This window comes from Streptomyces sedi (genome assembly GCF_006335015.1).
Classification (GTDB): Bacteria; Actinomycetota; Actinomycetes; order Streptomycetales; family Streptomycetaceae; genus Streptomyces; species Streptomyces sedi.
The window spans coordinates 446,266-471,315 of sequence record NZ_VDGT01000001.1 but is presented as its reverse complement, the minus strand read 5'-3'; the positions used below and the strand labels follow the sequence as shown (position 1 = coordinate 471,315).

General features: G+C 74.2%; 18 protein-coding genes and 1 pseudogene. 9 read left to right on the top strand and 10 right to left on the bottom strand.

Going from position 1 to position 25,050, the window contains the following annotated elements; genetic code table 11:
- Positions 1-2 precede the first annotated feature (2 nt).
- From FH715_RS01860 to FH715_RS01835, 6 genes are all read right to left on the bottom strand, one after another.
- Positions 3-2,507, bottom strand: coding sequence for a serine/threonine-protein kinase (locus FH715_RS01860; RefSeq protein ID WP_139640197.1), 2,505 nt, complete (start codon positions 2,505-2,507; stop codon positions 3-5).
- Positions 2,504-3,787, bottom strand: coding sequence for a hypothetical protein (locus tag FH715_RS01855; RefSeq protein WP_139640196.1), 1,284 nt, complete (start codon positions 3,785-3,787; stop codon positions 2,504-2,506). The genes FH715_RS01860 and FH715_RS01855 overlap by 4 nt, the downstream gene beginning before the upstream one ends.
- A gap of 315 nt (positions 3,788-4,102) precedes the next feature.
- Positions 4,103-5,161: a glutamate ABC transporter substrate-binding protein gene (locus FH715_RS01850; protein WP_139640195.1), complete on the bottom strand. Its 1,059-nt coding sequence runs from the start codon at positions 5,159-5,161 to the stop codon at positions 4,103-4,105.
- A 232-nt stretch (positions 5,162-5,393) separates the two neighbouring features.
- Positions 5,394-6,824, bottom strand: coding sequence for a hypothetical protein (locus tag FH715_RS01845; RefSeq protein ID WP_246108484.1), 1,431 nt, complete (start codon positions 6,822-6,824; stop codon positions 5,394-5,396).
- Positions 6,825-7,059: 235 nt separating this feature from the next.
- A complete protein-coding gene (locus FH715_RS01840; RefSeq protein WP_139640194.1) occupies positions 7,060-7,686 on the bottom strand; it encodes a GNAT family N-acetyltransferase in 627 nt (208 codons plus the stop codon).
- 82 nt (positions 7,687-7,768) lie between these two features.
- Positions 7,769-8,632 carry a mechanosensitive ion channel family protein gene (locus tag FH715_RS01835; RefSeq protein ID WP_139640193.1) on the bottom strand — a complete coding sequence of 288 codons (864 nt, stop codon included), beginning with the start codon at positions 8,630-8,632 and terminating at the stop codon, positions 7,769-7,771.
- 252 nt (positions 8,633-8,884) lie between these two features.
- Here FH715_RS01835 and FH715_RS01830 point away from each other — a divergent pair.
- From FH715_RS01830 to FH715_RS01815, 4 genes and pseudogenes are all read left to right on the top strand, one after another.
- A pseudogene (locus FH715_RS01830) lies at positions 8,885-9,412 on the top strand (HNH endonuclease); the annotation flags it as partial.
- Between the two features lie 350 nt (positions 9,413-9,762).
- A complete protein-coding gene (locus FH715_RS01825; protein WP_139640192.1) occupies positions 9,763-9,996 on the top strand; it encodes a hypothetical protein in 234 nt (77 codons plus the stop codon).
- On the top strand, positions 9,996-12,074 hold the full coding sequence (gene malQ / locus FH715_RS01820; RefSeq protein ID WP_139640191.1) for a 4-alpha-glucanotransferase: 2,079 nt from the start codon (positions 9,996-9,998) through the stop codon (positions 12,072-12,074). The genes FH715_RS01825 and malQ overlap by 1 nt, the downstream gene beginning before the upstream one ends.
- Positions 12,075-12,120: 46 nt before the next feature.
- A complete protein-coding gene (locus tag FH715_RS01815) occupies positions 12,121-12,330 on the top strand; it encodes a hypothetical protein (protein WP_139640399.1) in 210 nt (69 codons plus the stop codon).
- A gap of 510 nt (positions 12,331-12,840) precedes the next feature.
- Here the strand turns inward: FH715_RS01815 and pepN (FH715_RS01810) are convergent.
- The 3 genes from pepN (FH715_RS01810) to pepN (FH715_RS01800) all read right to left on the bottom strand — a co-directional run bounded on the left by pepN (FH715_RS01810) (position 12,841) and on the right by pepN (FH715_RS01800) (position 19,325).
- On the bottom strand, positions 12,841-15,402 hold the full coding sequence (gene pepN / locus FH715_RS01810) for an aminopeptidase N (RefSeq protein ID WP_139640190.1): 2,562 nt from the start codon (positions 15,400-15,402) through the stop codon (positions 12,841-12,843).
- Between the two features lie 127 nt (positions 15,403-15,529).
- Positions 15,530-16,528: a hypothetical protein gene (locus FH715_RS01805; protein ID WP_139640189.1), complete on the bottom strand. Its 999-nt coding sequence runs from the start codon at positions 16,526-16,528 to the stop codon at positions 15,530-15,532.
- Between the two features lie 205 nt (positions 16,529-16,733).
- Positions 16,734-19,325, bottom strand: a complete 2,592-nt coding sequence (gene pepN, locus FH715_RS01800; protein ID WP_139640188.1) for an aminopeptidase N — start codon at positions 19,323-19,325, stop codon at positions 16,734-16,736.
- A 190-nt stretch (positions 19,326-19,515) separates the two neighbouring features.
- On the opposite strand from pepN (FH715_RS01800), the gene FH715_RS01795 reads away from it, so the two are divergent.
- The 4 genes from FH715_RS01795 to FH715_RS01780 all read left to right on the top strand — a co-directional run bounded on the left by FH715_RS01795 (position 19,516) and on the right by FH715_RS01780 (position 22,319).
- The gene (locus FH715_RS01795) at positions 19,516-20,181 is read left to right on the top strand and encodes a mycothiol-dependent nitroreductase Rv2466c family protein (RefSeq protein ID WP_139640187.1); all 666 of its coding nucleotides are present in this window, start codon (positions 19,516-19,518) and stop codon (positions 20,179-20,181) included.
- Between the two features lie 184 nt (positions 20,182-20,365).
- On the top strand, positions 20,366-20,974 hold the full coding sequence (locus tag FH715_RS01790) for a biotin transporter BioY (RefSeq protein WP_139640186.1): 609 nt from the start codon (positions 20,366-20,368) through the stop codon (positions 20,972-20,974).
- Positions 20,975-21,030: 56 nt separating this feature from the next.
- Positions 21,031-21,510, top strand: a complete 480-nt coding sequence (locus FH715_RS01785; protein WP_139640185.1) for a ribose-5-phosphate isomerase — start codon at positions 21,031-21,033, stop codon at positions 21,508-21,510.
- Complete coding sequence (locus tag FH715_RS01780) at positions 21,510-22,319, top strand: Fpg/Nei family DNA glycosylase (RefSeq protein WP_139640184.1); 810 nt, start codon at positions 21,510-21,512, stop codon at positions 22,317-22,319. Before FH715_RS01785 ends, FH715_RS01780 begins: the two co-directional genes overlap by 1 nt.
- Before the next feature lie 79 nt (positions 22,320-22,398).
- Here FH715_RS01780 and FH715_RS01775 read toward each other — a convergent pair whose 3' ends face one another.
- The gene (locus tag FH715_RS01775; RefSeq protein WP_139640183.1) at positions 22,399-23,631 is read right to left on the bottom strand and encodes a GNAT family N-acetyltransferase; all 1,233 of its coding nucleotides are present in this window, start codon (positions 23,629-23,631) and stop codon (positions 22,399-22,401) included.
- Positions 23,632-23,786: 155 nt separating this feature from the next.
- Here FH715_RS01775 and FH715_RS01770 point away from each other — a divergent pair, with 155 nt between their 5' ends.
- Entirely contained in the window at positions 23,787-24,944 is a 1,158-nt protein-coding gene (locus FH715_RS01770) for a PP2C family protein-serine/threonine phosphatase (protein ID WP_246108483.1), read from the top strand.
- Positions 24,945-25,050 lie beyond the last annotated feature (106 nt).

The window sequence follows — 25,050 nt, the reverse complement described above, 5'->3', positions numbered from 1 at the left end:
CGTCACACCCATGTCCTGGGGCGGAAGCGGTTGGCCGCCTCCACCAGTTCCGTCCGTTCACTACTGGTCGGTGCCAGTCTGGCCAGTTTCCGAAAGGAGCGTTCCAGCCCCTGCCTGACACCCGTCTCGTCCAAGGGGACATCCATCAGTCGCAGCTGCGGGCGCAGCCGTCCCGGCTGCTCGGTCGCCTCCGCCAGCAGCCAGTCCAGAGCACGTCCCAGCACTTCACAGGACAGTTGTTCGCTCAGGGATGGTTCCAGCCCGGCGCCACGCAAAAGCACCACCTGTTGGCCGGCGGCGAGCAGGTCCGGCAGCGCGTCCTCGCGCGTCGCCCCCTCCCGGAGCCTGGCGCGCACGGCGGCGACCCGGGCGGCGGTGTGGTAGGCCGAGGTCTCCGGCACCGACTCCAGCACGGCGACGGCCCCGGCCCGGTCGCCTGTCGTCAGCCGGACCCTGGCCAGCCCGAAGGCCGCGCTCACGTGGCTGGGGTCGCAGGCCCACACCAGCTCGTAGTAGTCGGCCGCGTTGTCGAACTGCCCGAGCCACTCGGCACACACGGCCAGCGCCAGCTTCGGGGCCACCTCCCCGGGGAAGGCGTCATAGACCGCGTCGAACGCCTCGGCGGCCGTCGCGAGGTCGCCCTCCACCAGCGACACCAGCCCGTGGTGCCACACCACCCGCCAGTCGCCCGGGTGGAGTTCGCGCAGCTCGGCGAGACGGGCGCGTGCGGCCACCCCGGAGGCGGGATCGGTCAGCCCGAGGCGGGCCCGCACCTCGCGCAGCCGGCGCTCGACGGAGTCGGTGGGCGCCTGGCGCAGCGCGATGATCAGTTCGGTGGGGGCACTGGCCATCAGGCCGGCGAGAAAGCCCGCGTTGGGGTCCTCGGGGTCGACCAGGGTCAGCGGCAGGGCCAGGCCGATCTCCTGGGGATCGGGCGGTGCCACCCGCGGCGTCGCCGGGGTCGGCGGCGGCGCGCCGGCCTCGCTCCTACGTGGCCACCGGCGGAAGCTCCTCGCTCCCAGCCGCGAGACGCCGTCGGCGGGCGCCCGCAGCGGCTCGGTGTCCACGACCCCCCGCTCGGGGCCGAAGATCTGCGAGACGGCGGGCTGCGGCTGACCGGTCCGCACGGCGACGATCTCCCGCAGCACGCCCGTCAGTTGCTCGGCCATCTCCTCGGCGGAGGCGAACCGCGCGTCGGGGTCGGGATCGGTGCCACGCACGAGGAAACGGTAGAACGACTCGTACTTCCGGAACACCTCGATGTGCTCGGGATCGGGCAGGCTGTCGGCGAAGACACTGGTGTAGCCCTGGAAGTCGAAGGTCATCACGGCCAGCGTGCGGGCCACGGTGTAGAGGTCGGAGGCCACGGAGGCGCCGCGCTCGACCAGTTCGGGAGCCTGGTAGCCGCCCGTGCTGTAGACCGGGGACTCGGTGTCGCCCATCCTGCGGACCGCGCCGAGGTCGATCAGCTTGAGCTGGTCGTCCTGCTGGATCGCGTTGTCGACCTTGAAGTCGCAGTAGAGCAGGTTCCTCCCGTGCAGGTAGGCCAGCGCCTCCAGCGCCTCGATGCCGTAGGCGCACGCCTGCTCCACCGGCAGCGGGTCGCGCCTGCCCTCGGGCGTGCGGCGGGCGTTGGCGATCTGCTTGAGGGACTGCCCGCCCACGTACTCCATGACGATGTAGCCGTCCAGGCTCCCGGTGCGCCGGTCCAGGTGCTCGACGAAGTTGTAGATCCGCACGATGCTGGAGTGCTCGATCTCGGCGAGGAAGCGGCGCTCGGAGATCGCCGCCGCCATCGCGTCCTCGTCGCCGGTGTCCAGCAGGCCCTTGAGCACCACCCAGCGGTCGGAGACCGCCGTGTCCACGGCGAGATAGATCCAGCCCAGGCCGCCGTGCGCGAGGCAGCCCGCGATCCGGTACTGGTCCTTGACCACGTCGCCCTGGCGCAGCTTGGGTACGAACGAGTAGGGGTGTCCGCACTTGGTGCAGAAGCCCTCGGTACGGCCGGGACGCCCCTGCCGCGAACGGCCCACCCTGGCGCCGCACTCGTGGTTCCCGCAGAACCGTTTGCGCTCGGGCACCTCGGGGTTCCGCAACACGGCCGAAAGCGGGTCGGGGCGCGGCACGCTGGGCATCGTCACCAGTCCTGCGCCGAGCCGCAGCCGGGTCGTCTTCGGGCTGCGCGTCCCCCGCGTGATCACCATCGGCCCCGCCGCCGCGCCCGTCTCGCTCCGCGCGAGCCGCCCGGAGACCGAGCGCCGCGATGACCGCGACCTGGAGGAGCGGCTGGAGCGCGAGCCGGACGCGCCCTCGCTGTCCCGCGCCTCGCTGGGCCCCGGCATCCGCGTGCTGGTCCTGCTGTCGCCGATGCTGCCGTCGGCCGACACCACCGGCGCCAACCCGCAGCCGTCGCAGTAGAGTTGCCCGCGTTCGGCGAGCTGGTAGCGCCCGCCGCAGTCGGGGCGCTGGCAGGGCCGGCCGCTCTCCTCCTCCGCCACCGGGCTCATGCGTCCCCCCTCAGCCGGGCGGCGTGCTCCTCGGGCTCGTCCGCCGGCGGGGCCAGCGCCTCCGCCGCGGCCTCCCGGTAGCGCCGCACCGCCGTCTCGGCCGTGCGCAGATCGCACGGCGCCGTCCACAGCAGTCGGCGGGCGACGTCGTACCGCTCGGACAGCAGCGGCTCGTCCACCCTCCCCGCCCGGACGACCCGCGCCCGCCAGGCGTCCAACCGCCCCCGCAGCTCCGCGCGGACCGCCAGCGGCGCGGTCACCGCGGACAGCGAGTCCCTGGCCCGCCGCAGCTCCTCGTCGGCGCGCCGCTCCAACGACTCCAGCAGCGGCGAGAGCCGGTGCCACTGGGAACGCCTGCGGTAGTCGGCCGCCGTCAGCAGCTGTTCGTGGAGCGCGCTCGCCGGTCCGTGGACCGCCGGCACCTCGGAGGCGGCGATCTTCGCCAGCACCTCGCCCCGCGCGGTGCGGGCCTCCGCCAGGGTGCGGTCGGCCCGGGAGAGCACGTCGCGCAGCTGGATCAGCCGCTCCTCGGCGTCCTTGCGGACCCCGATCACCGCGTCCACCTCGCGCCTGATGTCGTCCAGCGCGCGGGCCGCCCGGTCGTAGCGCGAGGTGTCGGGCCGCCCGCCGCCGGGCGCGCTGCTGCCGCCGTCCGCCGCCCAGAAGGCCAGCGGATCGGCGATCACCTCGGCCCGCAGCCCCGTCAACTCCGCCGTGATCCCGTTCAGTTCGTCACCCGCCGGATGGGCGCCCGGGCGCACCCCCACCGAGTGCGCCAGCTCCCGCAGCCGGTGCAACTCCGTCGCCAGCAGGTCGATCCGCGCCGGCAGCGCCGACCAGACCACGTCGGCGGCCACCAGCAGATCGAGCACCCCGGCGTAGCCCGCGTTCAGCCGGCCCACCAGCTCCGGCCAGCCGAGGTGCTCCACGCCCCGCTCGTCGCCCGGCACCGCCAGGTTGGCGCCGTCCAGCAACATGCTCAGCTGGAGCAGCTCCTCGCGGCCGGGCTCCCGCCGCCGCGCCCGCAGCTCCCGTGCCGTCTCCAACGCCTCGGTGAGCAGGTCGAACCAGCCCCACAGCCGGGTCAGCGTCAACTCGGCGCGCACCCACCGCTCCTGGGTCGCGCCCGTCAGCCGGGCACCCTCCAGCAGGCGGCGACCGGCATGGTCCTGGAGGGCGAGCAGCGAGGTCTCGACCGCCTCGTGCTCGGCCGAGAACCTGGCCAGCGAGCGGTCAACCTCCTCGCGGTTCAGCACCGTTCCGCCGGAATCCGGGGCCATCGCTCTCCCCTCAGTCTTTCCCGCCGGCTATCCGCGTGTCGGCTGTGGTCGGTCGTGCTCGGACGGGTCACGGCCAGTGGGCGCGCGGCCCCGGGCCGTGGCCGGGGCGGCGCACCCACGGCCGCGCCGGTGTGGTCGGTCGGGAGGCGGTCCGGACGGTGGTGCGGGCGCGGCCAACGGTACGGGTGGCGCGGGGGTGCGACGGCCACCCCGGGCGTCGCGCTCTCCCTTCGCCGCGGGCGGACTGTCGGATGTCGTCGGAACGATCTCTTCCCCGGTTGACCCGCCGGGTATCTCTGTCCTCGCACGGTGATCTCAGTCGCGGTACAACGGCTCGGGCGGCACGCCGGCGCTCTCCGGCAGATAGCCCGAGAGCCACTCGTCGAAGGAGGCGTGCCAACGGCTGCTCGTCCCGCCGGCCTGGTAGGAGGCCAGCACCGCGTTGACCCAGCGGACCAGGTCCTCGTCCTCGCTGCGCATCGCCACCCCGTAGGACTCGGCGGTCAGCTCCTCGCCCACCAGCCGCATCGTCGGGTCCTGCCCGATGTGGCCGGCGGCCAGCGCGCTGTCCGTCATCAGCGCCTCGGCCAGGCCGAGTTGGATCTGCACCAGGCAGTCCAGGTGGTTGGGCCGCTCCATCAGATGGGCGCCGTGGCTCTCCCGCTCCAGCAGCTGGGTGGCGGTCGTCTCCTTCGCGCTGCACACCCGCTGCCCCTCCATCGACTCGTCGAAGCCGGTGATCGGTGAGTTGCGCGGCACCATCAGCTGTTGCCCCGTCTCGAAGTAGGAGGCGGAGAACGCCACCTGCTCGATGCGCTCGCAGGTGATCGACACGGAGCGCACCACCATGTCGACCTTGTCCGTCCGCAGCGCGCCGATCCGCTGGTCGGTGGGGATGGCGCGGAAGACGATGTCCGGGTCGGGGCCCAGCAGGTCCTCGGCGATGGCGCGTGCCAGGTCGATGTCGAAGCCGACGATCTTCCCGTCGTCCGGTTGGCGGTACCCCCAGCGGTAGCTGTTCTGGTCGATGCCGACGACGAGTTGGCCGCTCTCCTGGATGCGGTCGACGGCCGGCCCGCCCTCGCGGCTGGGCGCCAGGCTCTCGGCCGGGTCGAAGCCGCCGCCCTCTCCGCTGTCGTCGCACCGCTCCCGGCTGGCCAACGGCACCGGGTCCTCGTCCAGGCTGGCCCGGGTGGCGTCGGCCGTCTCCTTCGGTACCCCGCCGTCGCCCCCCTCCCTCGGCGATCCCGCCGTCAGCGTCCCGACGACCATCGCCCCGGTCAGCGCCAACCCCGCGCCACCCAGCAGCAACGCCCGCCAGTGCGGGGCCAGTCCGCGCCCCACGCCGGCCTCGCCGCGCGTCGTTCCCCTCATGGCCCCACCCTCCGTTCGTCCACGGAAACCCCGCGGGGGGCGCGCGATCCGGTCGGCGGGAACGCCGCGCGCGCCTCGCCGCATGAGACGCGATTCGCGTCGGCGCCGTTCATCGCCGGCCGCCCGAAGGCCGCCCGGCGCCCTGGGCCCGCCGGCCGCGCCGCCCCCACGGCCGGAACGCGGCACGGCCGCGCGCCGGCCACGGCCGCCACGCGTCGCCCCGCCCGGTCGTTCATCGGTACTCCGCCAGCGGCCTGGCCACGCCCCGTGCCGTGCCCGCGGCGGCGAGCAGCACCAGGACGACGGCGGCGGGCGGCATCGCGCCCAGCCAGTTCAGCCCGCTCTGCGCCGCGTCGAGGAACAGCCGCTGCTGTCGATCCACGGCGTCCGTCAGCTTGTTGTTCACCCGATCGAAGGACTCGCCGGTCGAGCCCGCGTTCCCTATGACCTGCCGGATGGCGCCGTCGTAGTCGCCCTCCATCTCGAACCGACGGGCCTCCTCGTGCCGGTGCTCCCACACCCTGGCCGCGCCGATCGCCTCCTTCACCGCCGTGCGGCTCTCGCCCTCGGTCTGCGCCAGCGCCAGCAGGAGCAGCCCGGCGCGCGCCCTGTCGGGTGGGGCCAACAGCCGGTCCATGGACGAGATGTACTCCTCGTCGAAGGTGCTGTCACCCCCGCGCGCGACCAGCGTCAGATTCTCCGAGCCGCGCGCCAGCAACGCCTCGGTCCTCGCGTCGCTGAGCGTCGTCAGCGCGCGCCCCGGGCCCGACTCCGCCTCCTGGAGCGCGGAGCTGGCCATCAGGTGCCCTCCCGCCACCCACAGCAGCAGCACCCCCGCCGCCGTGGTGGCCGCCACCAGGCCCGGGTTGAGCACGCGGTGGGTGCGCAGGTAGTGCCGGCGCTGCGCCCAGCCGAGCGCCCCCACGCAGGCGACGCCCAGACCGATCGACAGCCACGGCCAGGAACGTGCCTGGGCCAGGTCGGCGCGGTAACGGGCGGTCTCCAGCCGGTAGAGCTCGTCGGCCGAGGCCAGCAGCGTGTCCTGCATCCGCTCGTCCGCGTACCGCAGATAGGCGCTGCCCAGCGGCAGCCGCTGCCGGTCGTTGGCCCTGGCCGTCTCCACCAGGCCGGTGTAGCGGGGGAGTTCCGCGTTGAGCCGGGCGATCAGCACGGCCGAGAGCGCCGAGTCCTGGCCGTGGCCGGCGGCCGAGGCCAGCAGCTCGGAGGCGTTGGCGATGTGCCGCACATAGCGGTTGCGCACGCTCCTCGGCTCGTCGGCGCCGGCGAGGAAGCCGCTGGCCGCCGTCGTGTTGGCGTCGGCGAGATAGCGGTAGATGTCGGCGGCGTTCCGGCTCAGCGGCTGGCTGGTCTCCCGCGCGGTGCGCGCGGCCTCGGCGCGGTCCGCCGACTGCCAGTACGTGGTGACGCCGAAGAGCAGCAGCAGCCCCGCCAGCGCGAGGCCGATCAGCCGCAGCCGCCCGGGCTCGGTGCCGAACGCGGCCCGCAGCCGTCGCACGCACCCGAGCGGCGCGGCGAGCCGCCCGGACGGTTCGGCGGAGGGCCCGGGGGGCGGTGCCGGCGCGGCGCGGCCCGCCGGCACCTCGGCGCGCGGCGCCGGGAACGCCGGTGGGCTCGCCGGTGGGGCGCTCGGCGGCTGAGTCACGTGACGGACCCTCCCCCTCGCGTCGTCGGCATGGTCGGCATGGGCCACGGCCAGTCAGTATGACGCCCCCGCCCGGGCCACACACCGCCGTTGCCCGGATCTTGTCGGTTTCGCGATCTTCTCTTGCGTCTTCGTTTCCCTTGTGTCACAGGAGACACAGAGACCGCGACCGCGCCGGGCCCGGAGCCGGACTCCGAAACGCCGGGACGCCAAGACGCCGGGACTCCGGGACCGTTCAGAGTCGGATGCCGAGATAGTCGACGTCCTTCTTCCCCTCCGGGCGCGGAAGTTCGACGAAGCCGAGCCGATCGTAGAAGGCGCGGGCGTCGGTGTTCCGCGGGTTCATGCTCAGATGCAGCCCGCGCACCCCGCGCTCGCGCAGCGCGTCCGTGAACGCGGCCATCAACCGGCGGCCGAGCCCCCGCCGCTGCCCCTCGGGCAGCAGGTCGATGTGCAGGTGCGCGGGGTAGTCGGCGGCTATCTCGGGCACCAGCATCGAGTCCGCGTGGTGCAGCAGGTGCCGCAGCCCGTCGTCGACGCCCTCGACCGGCCCCGCCGGCAAGGGGAAGCGGTCGGCGACGGTCGGCAGCCAGTGCTCCATGAACCGCCTGTAGAAGCGGGTGCTGTCGGCGGTGCCGACGATGTAGCCGATGGCGCGCTCGCCGTTGTCGGCGACGAAGACCAGGTCGGGCTCCAACTCGGCGTAGGGCGTGGCGAAGATCGCCGAGAAGATCTCGGGCTCCCGGTAGCGGCCCGTCGCGTCGCCACCGGCGTGCGCCGTCCTGACACAGATGTCCGAGAGCGCGTCGCGGTCGCCGGGGCGGTAGCCGCGGATGGTGGGGGCGGGGTGAGTGCTCGACATGGCCGCCATTCTGCGGCACCGCAGGTCACGGCGGGAGGGGGTGCCGAACCGGAAACGCGCGGGGGCCGCGGCGCCCCGGCGGTCAGTCCCCCTTCTCCAGCGACACCGCGGGCGGGTCGACCTGGGTGATGCCGGCCGCGTCCAGCGCCCGCTTGATGCGCCACCGCAGTTCGCGTTCCACCGGCGCCGCCTGGTTCGGCGGGGTCTTCACCTTCACCTTCAGCACCATCGACTCCAGCGAGACCGACTCCAGCCCCAGCACCTCGACCGGCTCCCACAGCTGCTCGTCCCACGGCGCGGACGCCGACATCTCCTCGCCGGCGGTGGCGATCAGCTTCCTGACCGTGGCGAAGTCGCTCTCCGGCGCCACCGCGACCTCGACGGCCGCCGTCGCCCACCCCTGGCTGAGGTTGCCCACCCGCTTGATCTCGCCGTTGCGCACGTACCAGATCGCGCCGTCCTCGCCGCGCAGCGTCGTCACCCGCAGGCCGATCTCCAGCACGACGCCCGTGACCTCGCCCGCGTCGATGGTGTCGCCCACCCCGTACTGGTCCTCCAGCAGCATGAACATGCCGCTGAGCACGTCCGTCACCAGGTTCCGGGCGCCGAAGCCGATCGCGACACCGATGATGCCGGCGCTGGCGACCAGCGGCCCGAGCTGGATGCCCAACTGCGAGAGCACCATCAGCGCGGCCGTGCCGAGGATCGCCACGGAGGCGGTGCTGCGCAGCACCGAGCCGATGGCCTCCGAGCGCTGCCGCCGCCGCTCGGCGTTGACCAGCCGGCCGCCGCGCAGGGCGCGGCGCTTGCCGTCCTTGTCCTCGCGGTTGAGGCGCGCTATCAGCCGGGTCAGCGCCCGCCGCACCACGAACCGCACGACGACGGCGATGATCGTGATCAGCAGGATGCGCAACCCGCCGGCGAGCCAGGTCTCCCAGTTGTCCATGCCGCTCTCTCCGTGTTTCCCCACCCCCGCGCGGGCCAACGGTAGTCGGCGCGGGAGCGCGTCGCGGCGGACGCCGACGGTGCGGAGCCGCTGTCGGCAACGGGGGAGGAGGTCCCCCGTGGGGCGAATGTGGTGGATGACACTTGGGGCACATTCCCGGATCGTGGTGGCGCCGGTGGCCCCACCCGGGACACACTGAGGGAGATCGTCACGGCGCGAGCCACGCGCCGCCGACGGAAACGGAGGGCGTTCGTGCCACACGTCTTGGTCCTCAACGCTTCGTACGAGCCGCTGGGCGTCGTGCCGGTCAGGCGCGCGCTGATCCTCCTGCTGAACGACAAGGCCGTCAGCCTGGAGACCTCCGGTTCCCTGATGCGCAGCGCCAGCCACGCGATCCCCGCGCCCAGCGTGGTCAGACTCAAACGCTTCGTCCGCGTGCCCTACCGCACCGCCGTGCCGCTGACCCGACGTGCGCTCTTCGCCCGGGACGGCGGCCGTTGTGCTTACTGCGGCGGTGTCGCCACCAGCGTCGACCACGTGATCCCGCGCAGCAGGGGCGGCCAGCACGCCTGGGACAACGTCGTCGCCGCATGTCGCAGCTGCAACCACATCAAGGCCGACCGGCACGTCGCCGAGCTGGGCTGGCGGCTGCGCCACACGCCGGGACCGCCGTCCGGGCTGGCGTGGCGGATCATCGGCACCGGGCACCGCGACCCCCGGTGGCTGCCCTATCTGCGCCCCTACGGCGCCGACGACGCGCTCGCCCGCATAGAGGCGCGTCCCAACCGCGGTGGCCGCCCGGCCAAGCAGGGCAAGGCCGCGAAGCCGGGCCGGCAGGGCCGGGGCGCCGCGCTCACCCCGCTGGCCGCGGAGTCCGCCGAGCCGGTCTGAGCTACCACCCGAACGGGTGGGCCCCGGCCGGATCGCCCACCCGGTCGGGTCATCCTGGTGGAGCACGAAAAACCGAGGCCGACGGCCGGTGGGGCGGGAGGATTTCCGGCTCCCGACGTGTGCGTTGCGTCGCTTTCCCGTCGCGACCACGGATGCGATGGCGTTCACTGGGTAGGGCACTACCCAGGACACTTACCGTCAGTGATCCGTCAGCCAACCGTCTGCGAACGGAGACCCCCGTGGCCGTCGCCACCCGGACCGAATGCGAAAGCAAAAGCAAACGCCTGGACAGCCTGCTGCCCCCACCGATGATCGCCGTGCCCGCCCAGGCCGCGGCCCGCGAGCTGCCGCTCACCAGCGAGCCCTCGCCGGGTGACCTCGTTCCCCTGACCTCCGAGCAGCCGCTGGCCGCCGAGCCGCCGCTGGTCGCCGAGCCCAGCGGGCGCGGTGGCGCGGAGGCCATCGGCGCCTGATGGACGCCCTGTCGCGGCTGGCCGCGACCCACGGCGTCGCCACCTCGTACGCCCCGTCCCCCGGGGAGTCCGTCGAGGTGCCGCGCGACACGGTCGTCGCCGCGCTCGCCGCCCTCGGCGTGGACGCCGCGGGCCCCGAGGCGATCCGCGCGGCCCTGGACCGCGGCCCGCGCCACGCCGGGCGGCTGCTGCCGCCCACCCTGGTGGCCGGCCCCACCCGCCAGCTCGCCCCTCCCGAGGGGCTGCCCGCCGGCACCACGCTGCTGCTGGAGACGGAGAGCGGCGAACGCCGCCCCGCCACGGGGCCGCCCCCGCCCGTCGGCCGCCACACCCTGCGCGCCACCGCGCCCGACGGGCGCACCGCGACAGCGACCCTGCTCGTTCCGCCCGACACGGCGCCCGTCGCCGCGCGGCGCGAGATCGGGCTGATGGTCCAGCTCTACTCGACGCTCTCCCGGCGCTCCTGGGGCATGGGCGACCTCGGCGATCTCGCCGACCTCGCCACCTGGGCCGGCTCGGCGGGCGGCGTCGGCTTTCTCCAGCTCAACCCGTTGCACGCGGCCGTGCCGCCCGCCGAGGGCGAGACGATCGACCCCTCGCCCTACCGGCCGGCGACGCGGCGCTTCGCCGACCCGGTGCATCTGCGGTTGGAGAACGTCCCGGAGTTCGGCGCGCTGGACCCGGCGGCGCGCGAACGCATGGCGCCGTTGCTGGCGCGCGGCGACGCGCTCCGGCGCGCGGTGCTCGACGAGCGCCGTCCGATCGACAGGGACGCCGTCTGGGCGGTCAAGCGCGCCGCCCTGGAGCTGCTGCACGCCGTGCCGCCGAGCCCGGAGCGCGCGGCGGCGTTCCATCGCTATGTCGACTCCTGCGGCCGTTCCCTCACCGACCACGCGACCTGGTGCGCGCTGGCCGAACGCCACGGCCCCGACTGGCACCGCTGGCCGCCCGGGCTGCGCCGCCCCGACTCCCAGGAGACGGAGGCGGCCCGCCGCGCGCTCGCCGCTCGGGTCGACTTCCACCGCTGGCTGACCTGGCTCACCGACGAGCAGCTGGCGCGCGCCCAGCGCGCGGCGACCGAGGCCGGCATGGGCGTCGGCCTGCTGCACGACCTCGCCGTCGGCGTCCACCCGGACGGTTCGGACGCCTGGGCCGGCCAGGACGTGTTCGCCGGCGGCATGTCGGTGGGCGCGCCGCCGGACGCGTTCAACGAACGCGGCCAGGACTGGGGCCTGCCGCCGTGGCGCCCCGACGCGCTGGCCGAGACCGGCTACGCGCCGTACCTGGAGCTGGCCGGCGCGCTGGCCCGGCACGCCGGTGGGCTCCGGGTCGACCACGTGATGGGCCAGTTCCGGCTCTGGTGGATCCCGCGGGGCGCCGAGCCGCGCGAGGGTACCTATGTGCGCTACGACGCGGACGCCATGCTGGCCGTCCTGTCGCTGGCCGCACACCGGGCCGGCGCGCTGCTCGTCGGCGAGGACCTGGGAACGGTCGAGTCCGGCGTCCGCGAACGGCTCGCCGAGCGCGGCGTCGCCGGCACCTCGGTGCTCTGGTTCGAACGGCACTGGGAACGGGAGGGCCGTCCGCCGCTGGAACCGGCCGAGTGGCGCGCCAACTGCCTGGCGACCGTCACCACCCACGACCTTCCGTCCACGGCGGCCCGCTGGGACGGCTCGGACGTCCGGCTCCGCGCGTCGCTCGGCCTGCTGGCCGACCCCGAGTCGGCGCGGCGGGAGGCGGCGGAGGAGCTCGCCGACTGGCGGGAGACCTTCACGCGGCGCGGGCTGCTCGATCTCGACGGTGGTGAGTCCGACGGTGGTTCCGACGGGGGTGAGGAGGAACGCATCGCCGCCGCGTACCGGTTCCTGGCCCTGACCCGGGCCAGGCTGCTCGGTGTCTGGCTGCCCGACGCGGTCGGCGACCGCCGGCCGCAGAACGTTCCCGGAACGTGGCGCGAGTACCCCAACTGGCGGCTGCCGGTGGCCGACTCCGAGGGGCGGCCGGTGTCGCTGGAGGAGCTGACCGCCTCCGAACGGCTGGCGCGGCTGCTGGCCGCCGTCCGCGACCCGGGGCCCTGAGACGGGGCGGGCGAGCGGCGTTGGTTACTGTAAGGGCGTGGTCAACATGAACAAGAAGCGCGCCGTCGCGGTCTCCGTCTCCGCGGCGCTGCTGACGCTGCTCTCCTCCCCGGCCGCCCAGGCGCTGACTCGGGACGACGGCGACGACCCGGGCACGGGTCTGAGCATCGCCGAGACCCTCGGCCTGTTCGTCGCGGCCCCGCTGCTGCTCTTCGCGCTGATCGCCGGAGCGGTGATGCTCAGCGACCGCCGCTGACCCCTGCGGGGGCGGGCCGCACGCGACTACGGAGCTTCGTGGCCGGGTGGGTTGTCGTCCTCGCCCCGGTGTTGCGTTGCTCGCGCCGTTCCCCGCGCCCCTGGTTGGGGGCGCGGGGAACTGCGCGAATGCTGTGTGGCGGGCCGCAGACGACCATGGTGCCGCACCGGCAAGGTGGGTTGTCGGGTGCGCCCCGGTGTTGGGTTGCTCGCGCCGTTCCCCGCGCCCCTGGTGCGGGTGGGCGTGGTCGGTCAGGTGCGGGTTCACACGCAGTCGGTGACGGCCGGCTTGGGGGCGCGGGGAACTGCGCGGTGCATTTGTGGCGGGGTGCAGACGACCACGGTGCCGCACCGGCGAGGTGGGTTGTCGGGTGCGCCCCGGCGTCGGGTTGCTCGCGTCGCTCCCCGCGCCCCTGCTTGGGGGCGCGGGGAACTGCGCGAATGCTGTGTGGCGGGCCGCAGGCTACTACGGTGCCGCACCGGCGAGGTGGACCGGCGAGGTGGACCGCCGTCAGGCTGACGCGTCGGCCGCCCTCGCGCGGAGCGCGCGTTCGATGCCGGAGCGGGACTCCGTGACCAGGCGGCGCAGGGCCGCCGACGGCTCGGTGGCCTCCAGCCACGCGTCCGTCGCGTCCAGCGTCTCCTGGGCGACCTGCGTCACCGGGTAGAACCCCTGCGCGATCGCCTGCGCCGCCTCGTGGCTGCGTCGCGCCCACACGTCGGCGATGACCTCGAAGTACCGGTCCCGGTAGGGCGCCAGCAGCTCCCGCTGGTCGGTCTGGACGAAGCCCCGCATCGTGGACTCGCGGACCGAGTTCGGCAGCGACTCGTCGTTGACGACCGCGTCCCAGGCCGCCGCCTTCGCCTCCGCCGTCGGGCGCGCGGCGCGCGCCGCCGCCGCGTGTTCCTCGCCCGCGGAGGTCGGGTCGCGGCGCAGTTCGGCCGCGATGGCCTCCTCGCCGGCGCGTCCGGTGGCGACCAGCCGCAGCAGCAGCGCCCACCGCAGGTCGGTGTCGACGTCCAGGCCCTGGACCGTGACGCCGCCGTCCAGCAGCCCGGCCAGCGTGTCCAGTTCCTCCTCGCTCCTGGCGGTCGCCGCCAGCGCCCTGGCCCACGCCAGCTGGTGGTCGCCGCCGGGTTCGGCGGCGTGCAGCCGTTCCAGCGCGGCGGCCGACCAGCGGGCCAGGCCCTCCTCGCGGCGCTCCGGCGCGGCGTAGAGGTCGAGCGCCAGCTTGACCTGGCGGTGGAGCGACTGGACGACGCCGATGTCGCTCTCCTTGCCGATGCCGCCCAGCACCAGCTCCAGGTAGGCGTGGGTGGGGAGTTCACCGTCCCGGGTCATGTCCCAGGTGGAGGCCCAGCACAGGGCGCGCGGCAGCGACTCGGTGAAGTCACCGACGCGGCGGGTGATCTGCGCCGTCGACTCGGGGTCGAGCCGGACCTTGGCGTAGGAGAGGTCGTCGTCGTTGAGCAGCACCACCGCCGGACGGGCGCGGCCGACCAGCTCGGGCACCTCGGTCTCGGCGCCGGTGACGTCCAGTTCGATCCGGTGGACGCGGACGAGCTTCTCGTCGACCGGGTCGTAGAGGCCGACGGCGATGCGGTGCGGGCGCAGCGTGGAGGTGCCCTTGGCGCCGGCGGGCAGCGGCGGGGCCTCCTGGCGGATGACGAACCGGGTGATCAGGCCGTCCGCGTCGACCTCGATCTCCGGGCGCAGCACGTTGATGCCGGCGGTCTCCAGCCATGCCCTGGACCAGGACTTGAGGTCGCGGCCACTGGTCTCCTCCAGCGCGGACAGCAGGTCGGAGAGGCGGGTGTTGCCCCAGGCGTGGCGCTTGAAGTAGGCGCGCACGCCCTGGAAGAACTCGTCCCTGCCGACGTAGGCGACCAGCTGCTTGAGGACGGAGGCGCCCTTGGCGTAGGTGATCCCGTCGAAGTTGACCAGTACGTCGTCGAGGTCGGTGATCTCCGCCATGATCGGGTGGGTGGACGGCAGCTGGTCCTGGCGGTAGGCCCAGGTCTTCATCGTGTTGGCGAAGCCCGTCCAGGCGTGCGGCCACTGGCTTCCCGGGGCGTCGGCCTGGCAGGCGATGGAGGTGTAGGTGGCGAACGACTCGTTGAGCCACAGGTCGTTCCACCACTCCATGGTGACCAGGTCGCCGAACCACATGTGGGCCAGCTCGTGGAGGATGGTCTCCGCCCTGGCCTCGTACGCGGCGTCCGTCATCTTGGAGCGGAAGACGTACTGGTCCCTGATGGTGACGGCGCCCGCGTTCTCCATGGCGCCGGCGTTGAACTCGGGGACGAAGAGCTGGTCGTACTTGGCGAACGGGTACGGGTGGTCGAACTGCCCCTCGAACCAGTCGAAGCCCTGCTTGGTGAGGGAGAAGATCGCCTCGTCGTCGAGGTGTTCGGCGAGCGACGGGCGGCAGTAGATGCCGAGCGGCACAGTGCGGCCGTTCTTCTCCCAGGTGTCGTGGACCGCGTGGTAGGGGCCGGCGATCAGCGCGGTGACATAGGTGGAGAGCCGGGGCGTGGGCGCGAAGTGCCAGACGTCGCCGTCCGGTTCGGGGGTGGGCGAGTTGGAGATGACCTTCCAGCCCTGGGGCGCGGTGACGGTGAACTCGAACGTGCCCTTGAGGTCCGGCTGTTCGAAGCAGGCGAAGACGCGGCGCGCGTCGGGCACCTCGAACTGGGTGTAGAGATAGGTCTCCTGGTCGACCGGGTCGACGAAGCGGTGCAGCCCCTCGCCGGTGTTGGTGTACGCGCAGTCGGCGACGACCAGCAGCTCGTTGGTGCCCTCGACCACCTCGGGCAGGGCGATCCTGGAGTCGACGAAGACCTCGGCGGGGTCGAGCGCGGTGCCGTTGAGCACGACCTCGGTGACCGCCGGGGCGACCAGGTCGACGAACGTGGACCCGGCGGCGCCCGCGGTGAACGTGAGTACGGTGCGCGAGGGGAAGGTGCCGCCCTGGGGCGCCCCGGAGAGATCGAGCGTGATCTGGTAACTCTCCACGCTGATCAGTCGGGCGCGCTCCTGGGCCTCTTGCCGGGTCAGGTTGGTACCGGGCACCTGGTGTCTCCTTCGGTCTGCTTGGCTGCGTCGGGGTGGGGGGAGGCCGTCGTCCGCGTCATCCTCGCACGGGCCGCGTGCCGGTCGCCGTCCGCTTTTCCCACGCCGTGCCGCCGGCCCGCGCGGGTCAGCGGGGGAGTACCACCACCCAGTCCGTGCCCGGTCGGGTCGCGCCGGCGCGCAGCGCGGCGCGGACCGCGTTCGCCTGCCGCCGCCAGGACGCGTGCAGCGCGCGCGGCGTGATCCGGACGACGGTCACGCCCAGGCCCCTGAGGGTCTGCTCCCGGCGCGTGGCCTCCGCCTCGTCGGGTGTCGGGGCGGCGCCGCGCTGCCTCGGGAGGCGGGTGTCGAGCCGCACCGCGACGGACGACTCGGGCCAGTAGGCGTCGACGTCGCCGAGGAACGGGCCGTCCGGCAGCCACAGTCCGACGTTCCAGCACGGGTCGGGCAGCGTGCCCTGCCGCACCATGTGGAAGAGCAGCTCCTCGGCGGCCGGCCGGGCGGCGGCCAGCAGCCCCTCGACGGCGCGGGCCACCGGCGGCTCGTCGAGACGGCCGGTCTGCTCCAGCTCCGCGACCACCGCGCGTGGTGCGCACAGCCCCAGCCGCACCGCCTCCTCCAACGGGCGGCGCAGCGCGGCCGGTTCCTCCAGGTGCGCCAGCGCGTCGGCCAGCGCCCTGGCCGCCGGCGCGACGGGCAGCCCGGCGATCCGCCGCGGCCTGGGCGGCCGGGCGGTGCGCAGCACGCGCACCCGGGCGAGCGAACGCAGCCGCCTGGTGTGCGGCACCAGCACGTCGACGCGGCGCGCCGCGTCGGGCGCGCCGGCCGAGGTCACGCCCTGGACGGCGAGCGCGGCCAGCCCGGTGATCACGCTGCCGGCCTCGGCGCCGCCGGTGTACAGCAGCGCGGCGTGCAGCAGTTCGTGCCCGTCGGGCGGCCCGGGGTGCAGCAGCACGACGCCGGGCAGCGGCATCTGCCAGGGGCCGCCGGGGCGGCAGCGGCGGCGGGTGGTGGCGGCGGGCACGCCCTCGGCGCGCAGCGCCAGCAGCGTGGTCACCCGGGGCGCGGCGGGCGCGGCCTCGGGGCGGCGGGGCGTGGGCGGGGTGAGCGGAGCTTCGTGCGTCATGCGGCGGCGATTCCCGCTGGACGGCGGGGGGACTACCCGCTGTTACAGAGTCGTGGGGAAACGCGGACATCCCGCCGCGGCTAGGACGGATGTTCCCCGGCGTGGCCGGGGTGTCCGTTCTTGCGCGACGGGATGTCCGCGTGCTCGGCGAGGGGTGGGGGGCGGGCGTCGGGCGGGATGTCCGCGTGCTCGGCCCGCGCGGGCGTCAGACGTCGGCCGCCTGCGCCCGCAGCGCCCGGGCCAGTTCGTCCCGCGCCTCCAGCACCAGCCGGCGGAGCGCCGGCGGCGCGTCCTCGTGCGCGGCCAGCCAGGCGTCGGTGGCCTCCAGGGTCTTCGGCGAGTCCTGGAGCATCGGGAAGAGCCCGCGCACCACGGCCATCCCGATCTCGATGGTCCGCTCCCGCCAGACGCCCTCGATCACCTCGAAGTACCGCTCGGCGTAGGGCGCCAGCAGCTCCCGCCGCCCCGGCTGGGAGAAGCCGTCGATGGTCGCCTCGACCAGCGCGTTGGAGAGCGTGTCGCCTGCGACCACCGAGCTCCACGCCTCCGCCTTCACGGCCGGGTCCGGGCGGGAGGCGAGGCAGCGGACCTGGTGGCGGTTGCCGGAAGCGGTGTTGTCCCTGGCGCGTTCGGCCGCGATCTCGGCCTCGCCGACGCGGCCGGCGGCCGTCAGCGAACGCAGCAGCAGCCAGCGCAGCTCCTGGTCGACGTCGAGCCCGTCGATCCGCGCCGAGCCGGCCAGCAGCCCCGACAGCAGCTGGAGGTCGGCGTCCGAGACGGCGCAGCCGGCGAAGAACCGCGCCCAGGCCAGCTGGTGGTCGCTCGCCGGCTCGGCCCGCCGCAGCTCGCCGAGGGCGGCCTCGGCCAGCTCCGCCTCGCGGGCCGCGCGCCGCTCGCCCGGGGTGTACCAGTGGAGTGCCATCAACGCCCAGGCGTGCACCATCTGGAGCACGCTGATCTCGTCCTCGGCGCCCGCGAAGTCCCGCACCAGCGCCAGGAAGTCCCCGGCGGGCAGCAGCGCGTCGCGGGTCATGTTCCACAGCGCGGACCAGCACAGCGCGCGGGCCAGCGGGTCCTCGATGTCGCCGAGGTGGGCGCGCAGGGTGGCCAGCGAGCCCTCGTCGAACCTGGCCTTGCAGTAGCTGAGGTCGTCGTCGTTGACCAGCACCAGGTCGGGGCCCTCGGCGCCGGCCAGCTCGGGCACGCGGGTCAGCTGCCCGGTCACGTCGACCTCGGCCCGCGCGTAGCGGACCAGCGGGCCGACGCCGCCCTCGCGCCGGTAGAGGCCGACGGCGATGCGGTGCGGGCGGAGCGTCGGGTGGGAGTCGGGGGCCTCCTGGAGGACCGTCAGTTCGGCGACCCGCCCGTCCGCCGCGTAACTCACCTGCGGCGTCAGCGCGTTGACGCCGGCGGTCTGGAGCCAGGCGGCGGACCACTCGGCCATGTCGCGGCCCGAGGTCTCGGCCAGCACGGCCAGCAGGTCGGTGAGCCGGGTGTTGCCGAAGGCATGGCGTTGGAAGTACCGCCGCGCGCCCTCGAAGAACGCCTCGCGCCCCACGTAGGCGACCAGCTGCTTGAGGACGGAGGCGCCCTTGGCGTAGGTGATGCCGTCGAAGTTGAGCTTGGCGTCCTGGAGGTCGCGGATGTCCGCGGTGATCGGGTGGGTGGACGGCAGCTGGTCGGCCCGGTACGCCCACGCCTTGCGGTTGTTGGCGAAACTGATCCAACCCCGGGTGAACTCGGTCGCCTCGGCGAGCGCGTACGTTCCCATGTAGTCGGCGAACGACTCCTTCAGCCAGAGGTCGTCCCACCACTCCATGGTGACCAGGTCGCCGAACCACATGTGCGCCATCTCGTGCAGCAGCGTGCTGGCCCGGCCCTGGTAGGCGGCGGCGGTGGTGCGGCCCCGGAAGACGTACTCCTCGCGGAAGGTGACGCAGCCCGGGTTCTCCATCGCGCCGATGTTGTACTCGGGGACGAACGCCTGGTCGTACTTGCCGAACGGGTACGGGTAGCCGAAGTGCTCGTGGAAGAAGTCGAGCCCCTGCCGGGTGGTGGCCAGCAGCCGCTCGGCGTCGAAGTGCGGCGCCAGCGCCCGGCGGCAGAGCGCGCCCAGCGGGATCTCCAGCGTCGTCCCGTCCTCCAGCGCGCGGCTGTAGGAGCCGGCGACGTAGTGGTAGGGGCCGGCGACCACGGCGGTGATGTAGGTGGAGATCGGCTGCGTGGTGGCGAACGTCCAGGTGGCGTGCGTGCCGTCGCTCAGTTCCTCGCGCCGCTCCTCGGCACCGTTGCTGAGCACCGTCCAGTGCGCGGGCGCGGTGACCCGGAAGGAGAACGGCGCCTTCAGGTCGGGCTGCTCGAAGTTGGCGAACACCCGGCGCGCGTCGGCGGGTTCGTACTGGGTGTAGAGGTAGGTCTCCCCGTCCTCCGGGTCGGTGAAGTGGTGCAGCCCCTCGCCGGTGTGGCTGTAGGCGCAACTGGCGTCCACCACCAGGTGGTTCTCCGCGCGTAGCGTCGGGAGCGTGACGCGGGTGCCGTCGAAGAGCCGGTCGACCGGCAGCGACTCGCCGTTGAGGGTCACCGAGTGGACGTGCGGCGCCAGCAGGTCGACGAAGCTCGTCGCGCCCTCCCGCGCGCAGGAGAACCGCACCGAGCTGGTGGAGCGGAACCTGCGCGGGCCGTCGGCCGGCGCCGGGTCGGTCGCGGCGCGCAGGTCAAGCGACACCTCGTAGCTGTGCACGGTCAGCAGTGCGGCCCGCTCGCGGGCCTCCTCGCGGGTGAGGTTCTCTCCAGGCACGCTGGTCGACTCCCTGTGGTTCGGGTGCTGTCGGAGCCCGCCGACGGCGCGGCGCGGGCGCCGTTCAGCATGTCACGCGGGGGTGAGGGGGCGCACGGTGGAATGCCACCGCGTGCCACCGTGTTGGGCACGGACGACACCGGCCGTCGGCGGGTGCCCGCGCGCACTCCCCGAGACGAGGAGAGACACGATGCCCGAGAACGCAGCGACCGAGCCGGTACCGGCGGACTTCTGGTTCGACCCGCTCTGTCCCTGGGCCTGGATGACCTCACGCTGGATGCTGGAGGTGGAGAAGGTCCGCCCGGTGCGGACGCGCTGGCACGTGATGAGCCTGGCGGTGCTCAACGAGCCCAGGCTGGACGAGCTGCCGGAGCAGTACCGCGAGGCCATGAAGGACGCGTGGGGCCCGGTGCGGGTCTGTATCGCGGCGGAGCGGGAGCACGGCGGCGAGGTGCTCGGCCCGCTGTACACGGCCCTGGGCGTCCGCTTCCACCACCGGGGGCTGCCGAGGAACCGCGAGACGCTGGTCGACGCGCTGACCTCCGTCGGCCTGCCGGCGGAGCTCGCGGACGCCGCCGAGAGCGACCGCTACGACGACGCGCTCCGCGCCTCCCACAAGGAGGGCATCGACCTGGTCGGCCAGGACGTGGGCACGCCGGTCATCGCGGTGCCGGGCGCCGACGGCGAGCAGATCGCCTTCTTCGGCCCGGTGGTGACCCCCGCCCCCAAGGGCGAGGCCGCCGCCCGGCTGTGGGACGGCACGCTGCTGGTGGCGAGCACCCCCGGCTTCTACGAGATCAAGCGCACCAGGGACGTCGGCCCGCAGTTCGACGACGCGGAGGACGCGGAGGGCTGAGCGCCAGGCGCGCGCTCCGGCGCGCGAGTCGGCCCCCGCGCCCTTCCTTCGCGCGGGGGCCGCTCCCGCCGCGCCCGTCCGCGCCGCCGGCGCCGCCGCCGGTGTCGGCAAACTCACGCCGCCGCCGGCGCCGCGTTCCGCTAGCGTCGACAGGTCCCGCCTGTTCGAAGTCCTGGAGTAATCCATGAGTTCAGCCATCGTCGCCGGTCGGCCCCGCGCCGTCCTCGCCGATCTGCTGCCGGCCAGCACCGTTCCCGCCGCCAGGGCGCGTGACCTCGCGCTGGTCGTCGGAGGCGCCGTGTTCACCGGCGTCGCCGCCCAACTCTCGCTGCCGGTACCCGGATCGCCCGTCCCCGTGACCGGCCAGACCTTCGCCGCGCTGCTGGTCGGCGCCTCCTTCGGCCCCGTGCGCGCGATGCTGTCCATGACCCTCTACGTCCTCGCCGGCATGGCCGGCACGCCGTGGTTCTCCGAGGGCACCTCCGGCTACGGGATGCCCTCCTTCGGCTATCTGCTGGGCATGACCCTGGCCGCCGTCGTCGTCGGCGAACTCGCCCGCAGGGGCGGGGACCGCACCGTTCCGCGCACGGTCGCCACCATGGCGCTGGGCAGCGCGTTGATCTACGGCGTCGGCGTCCCCTACCTCGCGCTGGCCACCGGGATGTCGGCCGGCGAGGCGGTCGCCGCCGGGCTCACGCCGTTCCTGCTGGGCGACGCCCTCAAGGTCGCGCTGGCGATGGGCGCGCTGCCGGCCGCCTGGCGGCTGGTGGGACGCGGGCGCGCGGGCGACTGACCCCGGGCCGGGAGCCGGCGGCCACGCGCCGCCGGCGCCATGCCATATTGGGGGCCATGCACGTCTACCTGGCCTCCGACCACGCCGGCTTCGAGCTGAAGAACCACCTGGTCGCCTGGCTGACCCAGCACGGTCACCAGCCCGTCGACTGCGGCCCGGACCACTACGACGGCGAGGACGACTACCCGCCGTTCTGCCTCCGCGCCGCCCAGCGCGTCGCGGCCGACCCCGGCTCGCTCGGCGTGGTCATCGGCGGCTCGGGCAACGGCGAGGCCATCGCCGCCAACAAGGTGCGCGGCGTGCGCTGCGCCCTCGCCTGGAGCGAGGAGACCGCCCGCCTGGGCCGCGAGCACAACGACGCCAACGTCCTCAGCGTCGGCGCCCGGATGCACACCGCCGACGAGGCGACCTCGTTCGTCGCCGTCTTCCTCGACACCGCCTACTCCGGTGCCGAACGCCACAGCCGCCGCGTCGCCATGCTCGGCGCCTACGAGACCGAGGGCGTCCTGCCACCGCTCCCCGCCGAGCAGGGCTGATGCCCGAGGGCCACGTCATCCACCGGCTGGCGACCGCCCACCGCGAGCGGTTCGCCGGCCGGCCGGTGCGGGTGGACAGCCCCCAGGGCAAGTTCGCCGACGCGGCGGCGCTGCTCGACGGCCAGCCGCTGGAGGCCGCCGAGGCCTGGGGCAAGCACCTCTTCCTCGGCTTCGCCCCCGTCGGCTGGGTCCACATCCACCTCGGCCTCTACGGCAAGGTCGCCTTCGGCGAGCCCCCCGTGCCCCGGCCCGTCGGCCAGATCCGGCTGCGGCTGGCCAACGACGACCACTGGTCCGAGCTGCGCGGCCCGAACACCTGCGCCCTGCGCACCGACGAGGAACGCGCCGCCGTCGCCGCCCGCCTCGGCCCCGACCCGCTGCGCGCCGACGCCGACCCCGAACGCGCCTGGCGCCGCGTCTCCACCAGCAGGTCGGCGATCGGCACCCTGCTGATGGACCAGGCCGTCGTCGCCGGCGTCGGGAACATCTACCGCGCCGAGGTCCTCTTCCGCCACGGCGTCGACCCCCACCGTCCGGGGCGCGAGGTGGACCGCGCCACCTGGACCGCGTGCTGGGAGGACCTGGTCACGCTGATGCGTGAGGGCGTGCGGCTGGGCCGCATCGACACCGTTCGCCCCGAGCACACCCCCGAGGCGACCGGCAGGCCGCCCCGCGTCGACGACCACGGCGGCGAGGTCTACGTCTACCGCAGGGCGGGCCAGCCGTGCCTGGTCTGCGAAGGCCCCGTGGCCACCGCGAAGGTCGCCGCGCGGAACCTCTTCTGGTGCCCGCGCTGCCAACCCCGTTGAGAGCTGCGCGATGTCGGTCCCGGCCCGTATCCTCGGGCGCATCGGGTGGGAGCTGCCGGGAGGGCGTGACGTGATGGCCTCAGAAGCCGTGCGGCAGCCACGGCGCCAGCGGATGGCCGAAGGCCGCCGCGGCCGTGGCCAGCGCGCCAGGCCGCGCCTCGCCGACCAGCCCGGCGCCGGCCAGCGCCCCGAGCGACGTCCCGCCCAGGTAGGCGGCGCTCAACGCCCGCACGTCAAGCTCCAGTTCGGCAGGATCGTCGGTGCGTGCGCAGACCGCGCCCCCCGGGCCGCCGGACAGCCGCCAACGGCCCTCGTTCCACGGACAGTTGGCGTCCGCCACGGACAGCACCACGTCGATGTCGGCGGCGTAGCGGCGGGCCGCCAGCGCCGCGCCGACGTCGAGCGGTCGCAGATACAGCCGGTCCCTCAGCTGGAGATCGCTGACGCGGATGTCGCTCAGCAGATGGACCAGCGGATCGTCCACCGGACGCCCCATCAGCTCCACCCGGTCGGTCAGGTCCAGGCCCAGCAGATAGCGCAGCAGCGCCGCGTAGCCGGCGGGATCCACCGCGTCCAGGCTTCTGACCAGCACCGGGCCGCCCGGCACCGAGCGTTCCCACTCCACCCGCAGCGCGTAGCGGGCGTAGCCGACCAGCTCGCCCTCCCGCTCGGCCAGCACGCAGCGCATCTCGGAGGCGCCGTGCCGCTCGGCCGGCGGGTCGAGCAGCGCCAGCCGCTCCCAGCCGGGGCGCCGCTCCAGCGCCCCGGGGCGCCGGGTGACCAGCTCGGCGTAGAGCTTCTCGCACCGCTCCAACGCGTCCGCCGGCGTGCTCACCGTCAGCCGCACGTCGTCGGTGCCGGGCGGCGGCGTGCCCACCACGACCCTGTGCTTCGGCACCGTGGCGGCCAACGAGTGGGCCGCCACCCCGTAGCCGAACCGCCCGTAGATCGGCGCCTCGGCCGCGGTCAACGCCGAGAGCACGTCGCCCCGTTCCCACGCGGCCTCAAGCGACCGCCGCATCATCCGGCGCAGCAGCCCTCGCCTGCGGTGTGTGCCCGCCACCGACACCATGGTCGCCCCCGCGGTCTCCACCACGGCCCCGCCCGGCACCGACATTCCCAGGGAGAGCTCGCCGTACGTACCCACCACCTCGCCCCCGTCGAAGGCGCCGAGACAGCGGTCGAGCGACACCAGCCCCCGCCACAGCTCCCGCTCCTCGACGGACTGGGGCAGCCCGCCGAAGGCCCAGTCCAGGGTGCGGTGCCAGCGGTCCCACTCGTCGGCGTCGATCCGCCGCAGTTCGATGGTCATGGCGACATCCCTACCAAGGCGCACGCCGCGCGGCGAGGGCTTTCGCGCCGCGACCTCCGGCGCCGGGCCGCGCCCGCCCGCGCGGACGGCGCACGGATGTCCGAGCGGTCCCGAGGTTCGACGTGGCCGTGATCCGGTGGATAAGGTCCCACACCATGACACGCCGCAGCCTGGCGACCACGCCACGGGAGAGCCGGCGAATGCGGCTCCGCCGGGCGGTCCACCGGGCGCGCGTCGGGCTGCGGCGCTCCGCCGTCGACTACTTCAGGGGCGACGGCTCGGACTGGATCGCCCTCACCGCGCTGCTGCTCTCCATCCCGGTGCTGGCGCTGTCCACCGCCGGCTGGCCGGAGTGGTGCCCGCCGGAGGCGCTGCTGCTGCCGCTGGTCGCCGCCGGCCTGCTGCTGCGCCCCGCCAGCCTGCTCGGGCTGTATGTCGCGGTGGCGTTCGCCCTGGTGCTGGAGACCGCGCTGATCGACGCCGAGCGTTCGGCGCCCGACCCGGTCACCCCCGGCACCATCCTGCTGGTCGCCGCGGTCGCCCTGATCGGGCTGCTGATAGCGCAGTTCCGCAGCCGGGTCGGCGTGCCCTGGCGGCGCGGCCACACCATGCTCTTCGACCTGCGCGAGCGGATCAGCGCGCAGAGCGCCCTGCCGGCACCGCCCGACGGCTGGCACCACGAGGTGTCGCTGCGCCCGGCCGGCGGGCAGTCGTTCTCCGGCGACTTCGTGGTGGCGGCGCGCACCGGCCCCGACGGGCGCACCCTGGAGGTCGTCCTCACCGACGTCTCGGGCAAGGGCATCGACGCGGCCTCCCGTTCGCTGCTGCTCTCCGGCGCCTTCGGCGGACTGCTCGGCTCGCTGCCGCCGCACGGCTTCCTGCCGGCGGCCAACGGCTATCTGCTGCGGCAGGACTGGCAGGAGGGCTTCGCCACCTCGATCCACCTGGTCCTCGACCTGGACAGCGGTGACTACGAGCTGCTCTCCGCCGGCCACCTCCCCGCGCTCCAACTGCACGCGGGCACCGGCCGCTGGCAGGAGGTCGCGGCCGAGGGTCCGCTGCTCGGGGTCTGGGACGGCGCCGAGTTCCACCCGGCCAAGGGCACGCTGCGCCGGGGAGACGTGCTGATGCTCTTCACCGACGGCCTGGTCGAACGCCCCGACGAGGACCTCTCCGAGGGCATCGACCGCCTCACCGGCGCCGCCGACCGCTATGTCACCAGGGGCTTCCGCAACACCGCGTGGGACCTGATCGACGCGGTCGCCAAGGACGTCAACGACGACAGGGCGCTGGTGCTGATCGGCCGCGACTAGGGAGGTCCGGGGCCCGCCGCCGGCCGGTCCCGCGCCCCCTGGAAGAGTGGCGGCCCCCCACCGGGCTGATCACTCTCCGGTGTCGAATCGTCGACGCTCCGTTGTC

Excerpts from the sequence above, each read along its gene's own strand:
- FH715_RS01860 (WP_139640197.1), bottom strand. The coding sequence starts at position 2,507 with ATGAGCCCGGTGGCGGAGGAGGAGAGCGGCCGGCCCTGCCAGCGCCCC.
- FH715_RS01855 (WP_139640196.1), bottom strand. The coding sequence starts at position 3,787 with ATGGCCCCGGATTCCGGCGGAACGGTGCTGAACCGCGAGGAGGTTGAC.
- FH715_RS01850 (WP_139640195.1), bottom strand. The coding sequence starts at position 5,161 with ATGAGGGGAACGACGCGCGGCGAGGCCGGCGTGGGGCGCGGACTGGCC.
- FH715_RS01840 (WP_139640194.1), bottom strand. The coding sequence starts at position 7,686 with ATGTCGAGCACTCACCCCGCCCCCACCATCCGCGGCTACCGCCCCGGC.
- FH715_RS01835 (WP_139640193.1), bottom strand. The coding sequence starts at position 8,632 with ATGGACAACTGGGAGACCTGGCTCGCCGGCGGGTTGCGCATCCTGCTG.
- malQ (WP_139640191.1), top strand. The coding sequence starts at position 9,996 with ATGGACGCCCTGTCGCGGCTGGCCGCGACCCACGGCGTCGCCACCTCG.
- FH715_RS01815 (WP_139640399.1), top strand. The coding sequence starts at position 12,121 with ATGAACAAGAAGCGCGCCGTCGCGGTCTCCGTCTCCGCGGCGCTGCTG.
- FH715_RS01805 (WP_139640189.1), bottom strand. The coding sequence starts at position 16,528 with ATGACGCACGAAGCTCCGCTCACCCCGCCCACGCCCCGCCGCCCCGAG.
- FH715_RS01795 (WP_139640187.1), top strand. The coding sequence starts at position 19,516 with ATGCCCGAGAACGCAGCGACCGAGCCGGTACCGGCGGACTTCTGGTTC.
- FH715_RS01790 (WP_139640186.1), top strand. The coding sequence starts at position 20,366 with ATGAGTTCAGCCATCGTCGCCGGTCGGCCCCGCGCCGTCCTCGCCGAT.
- FH715_RS01785 (WP_139640185.1), top strand. The coding sequence starts at position 21,031 with ATGCACGTCTACCTGGCCTCCGACCACGCCGGCTTCGAGCTGAAGAAC.
- FH715_RS01780 (WP_139640184.1), top strand. The coding sequence starts at position 21,510 with ATGCCCGAGGGCCACGTCATCCACCGGCTGGCGACCGCCCACCGCGAG.
- FH715_RS01775 (WP_139640183.1), bottom strand. The coding sequence starts at position 23,631 with ATGACCATCGAACTGCGGCGGATCGACGCCGACGAGTGGGACCGCTGG.
- FH715_RS01770 (WP_246108483.1), top strand. The coding sequence starts at position 23,787 with ATGACACGCCGCAGCCTGGCGACCACGCCACGGGAGAGCCGGCGAATG.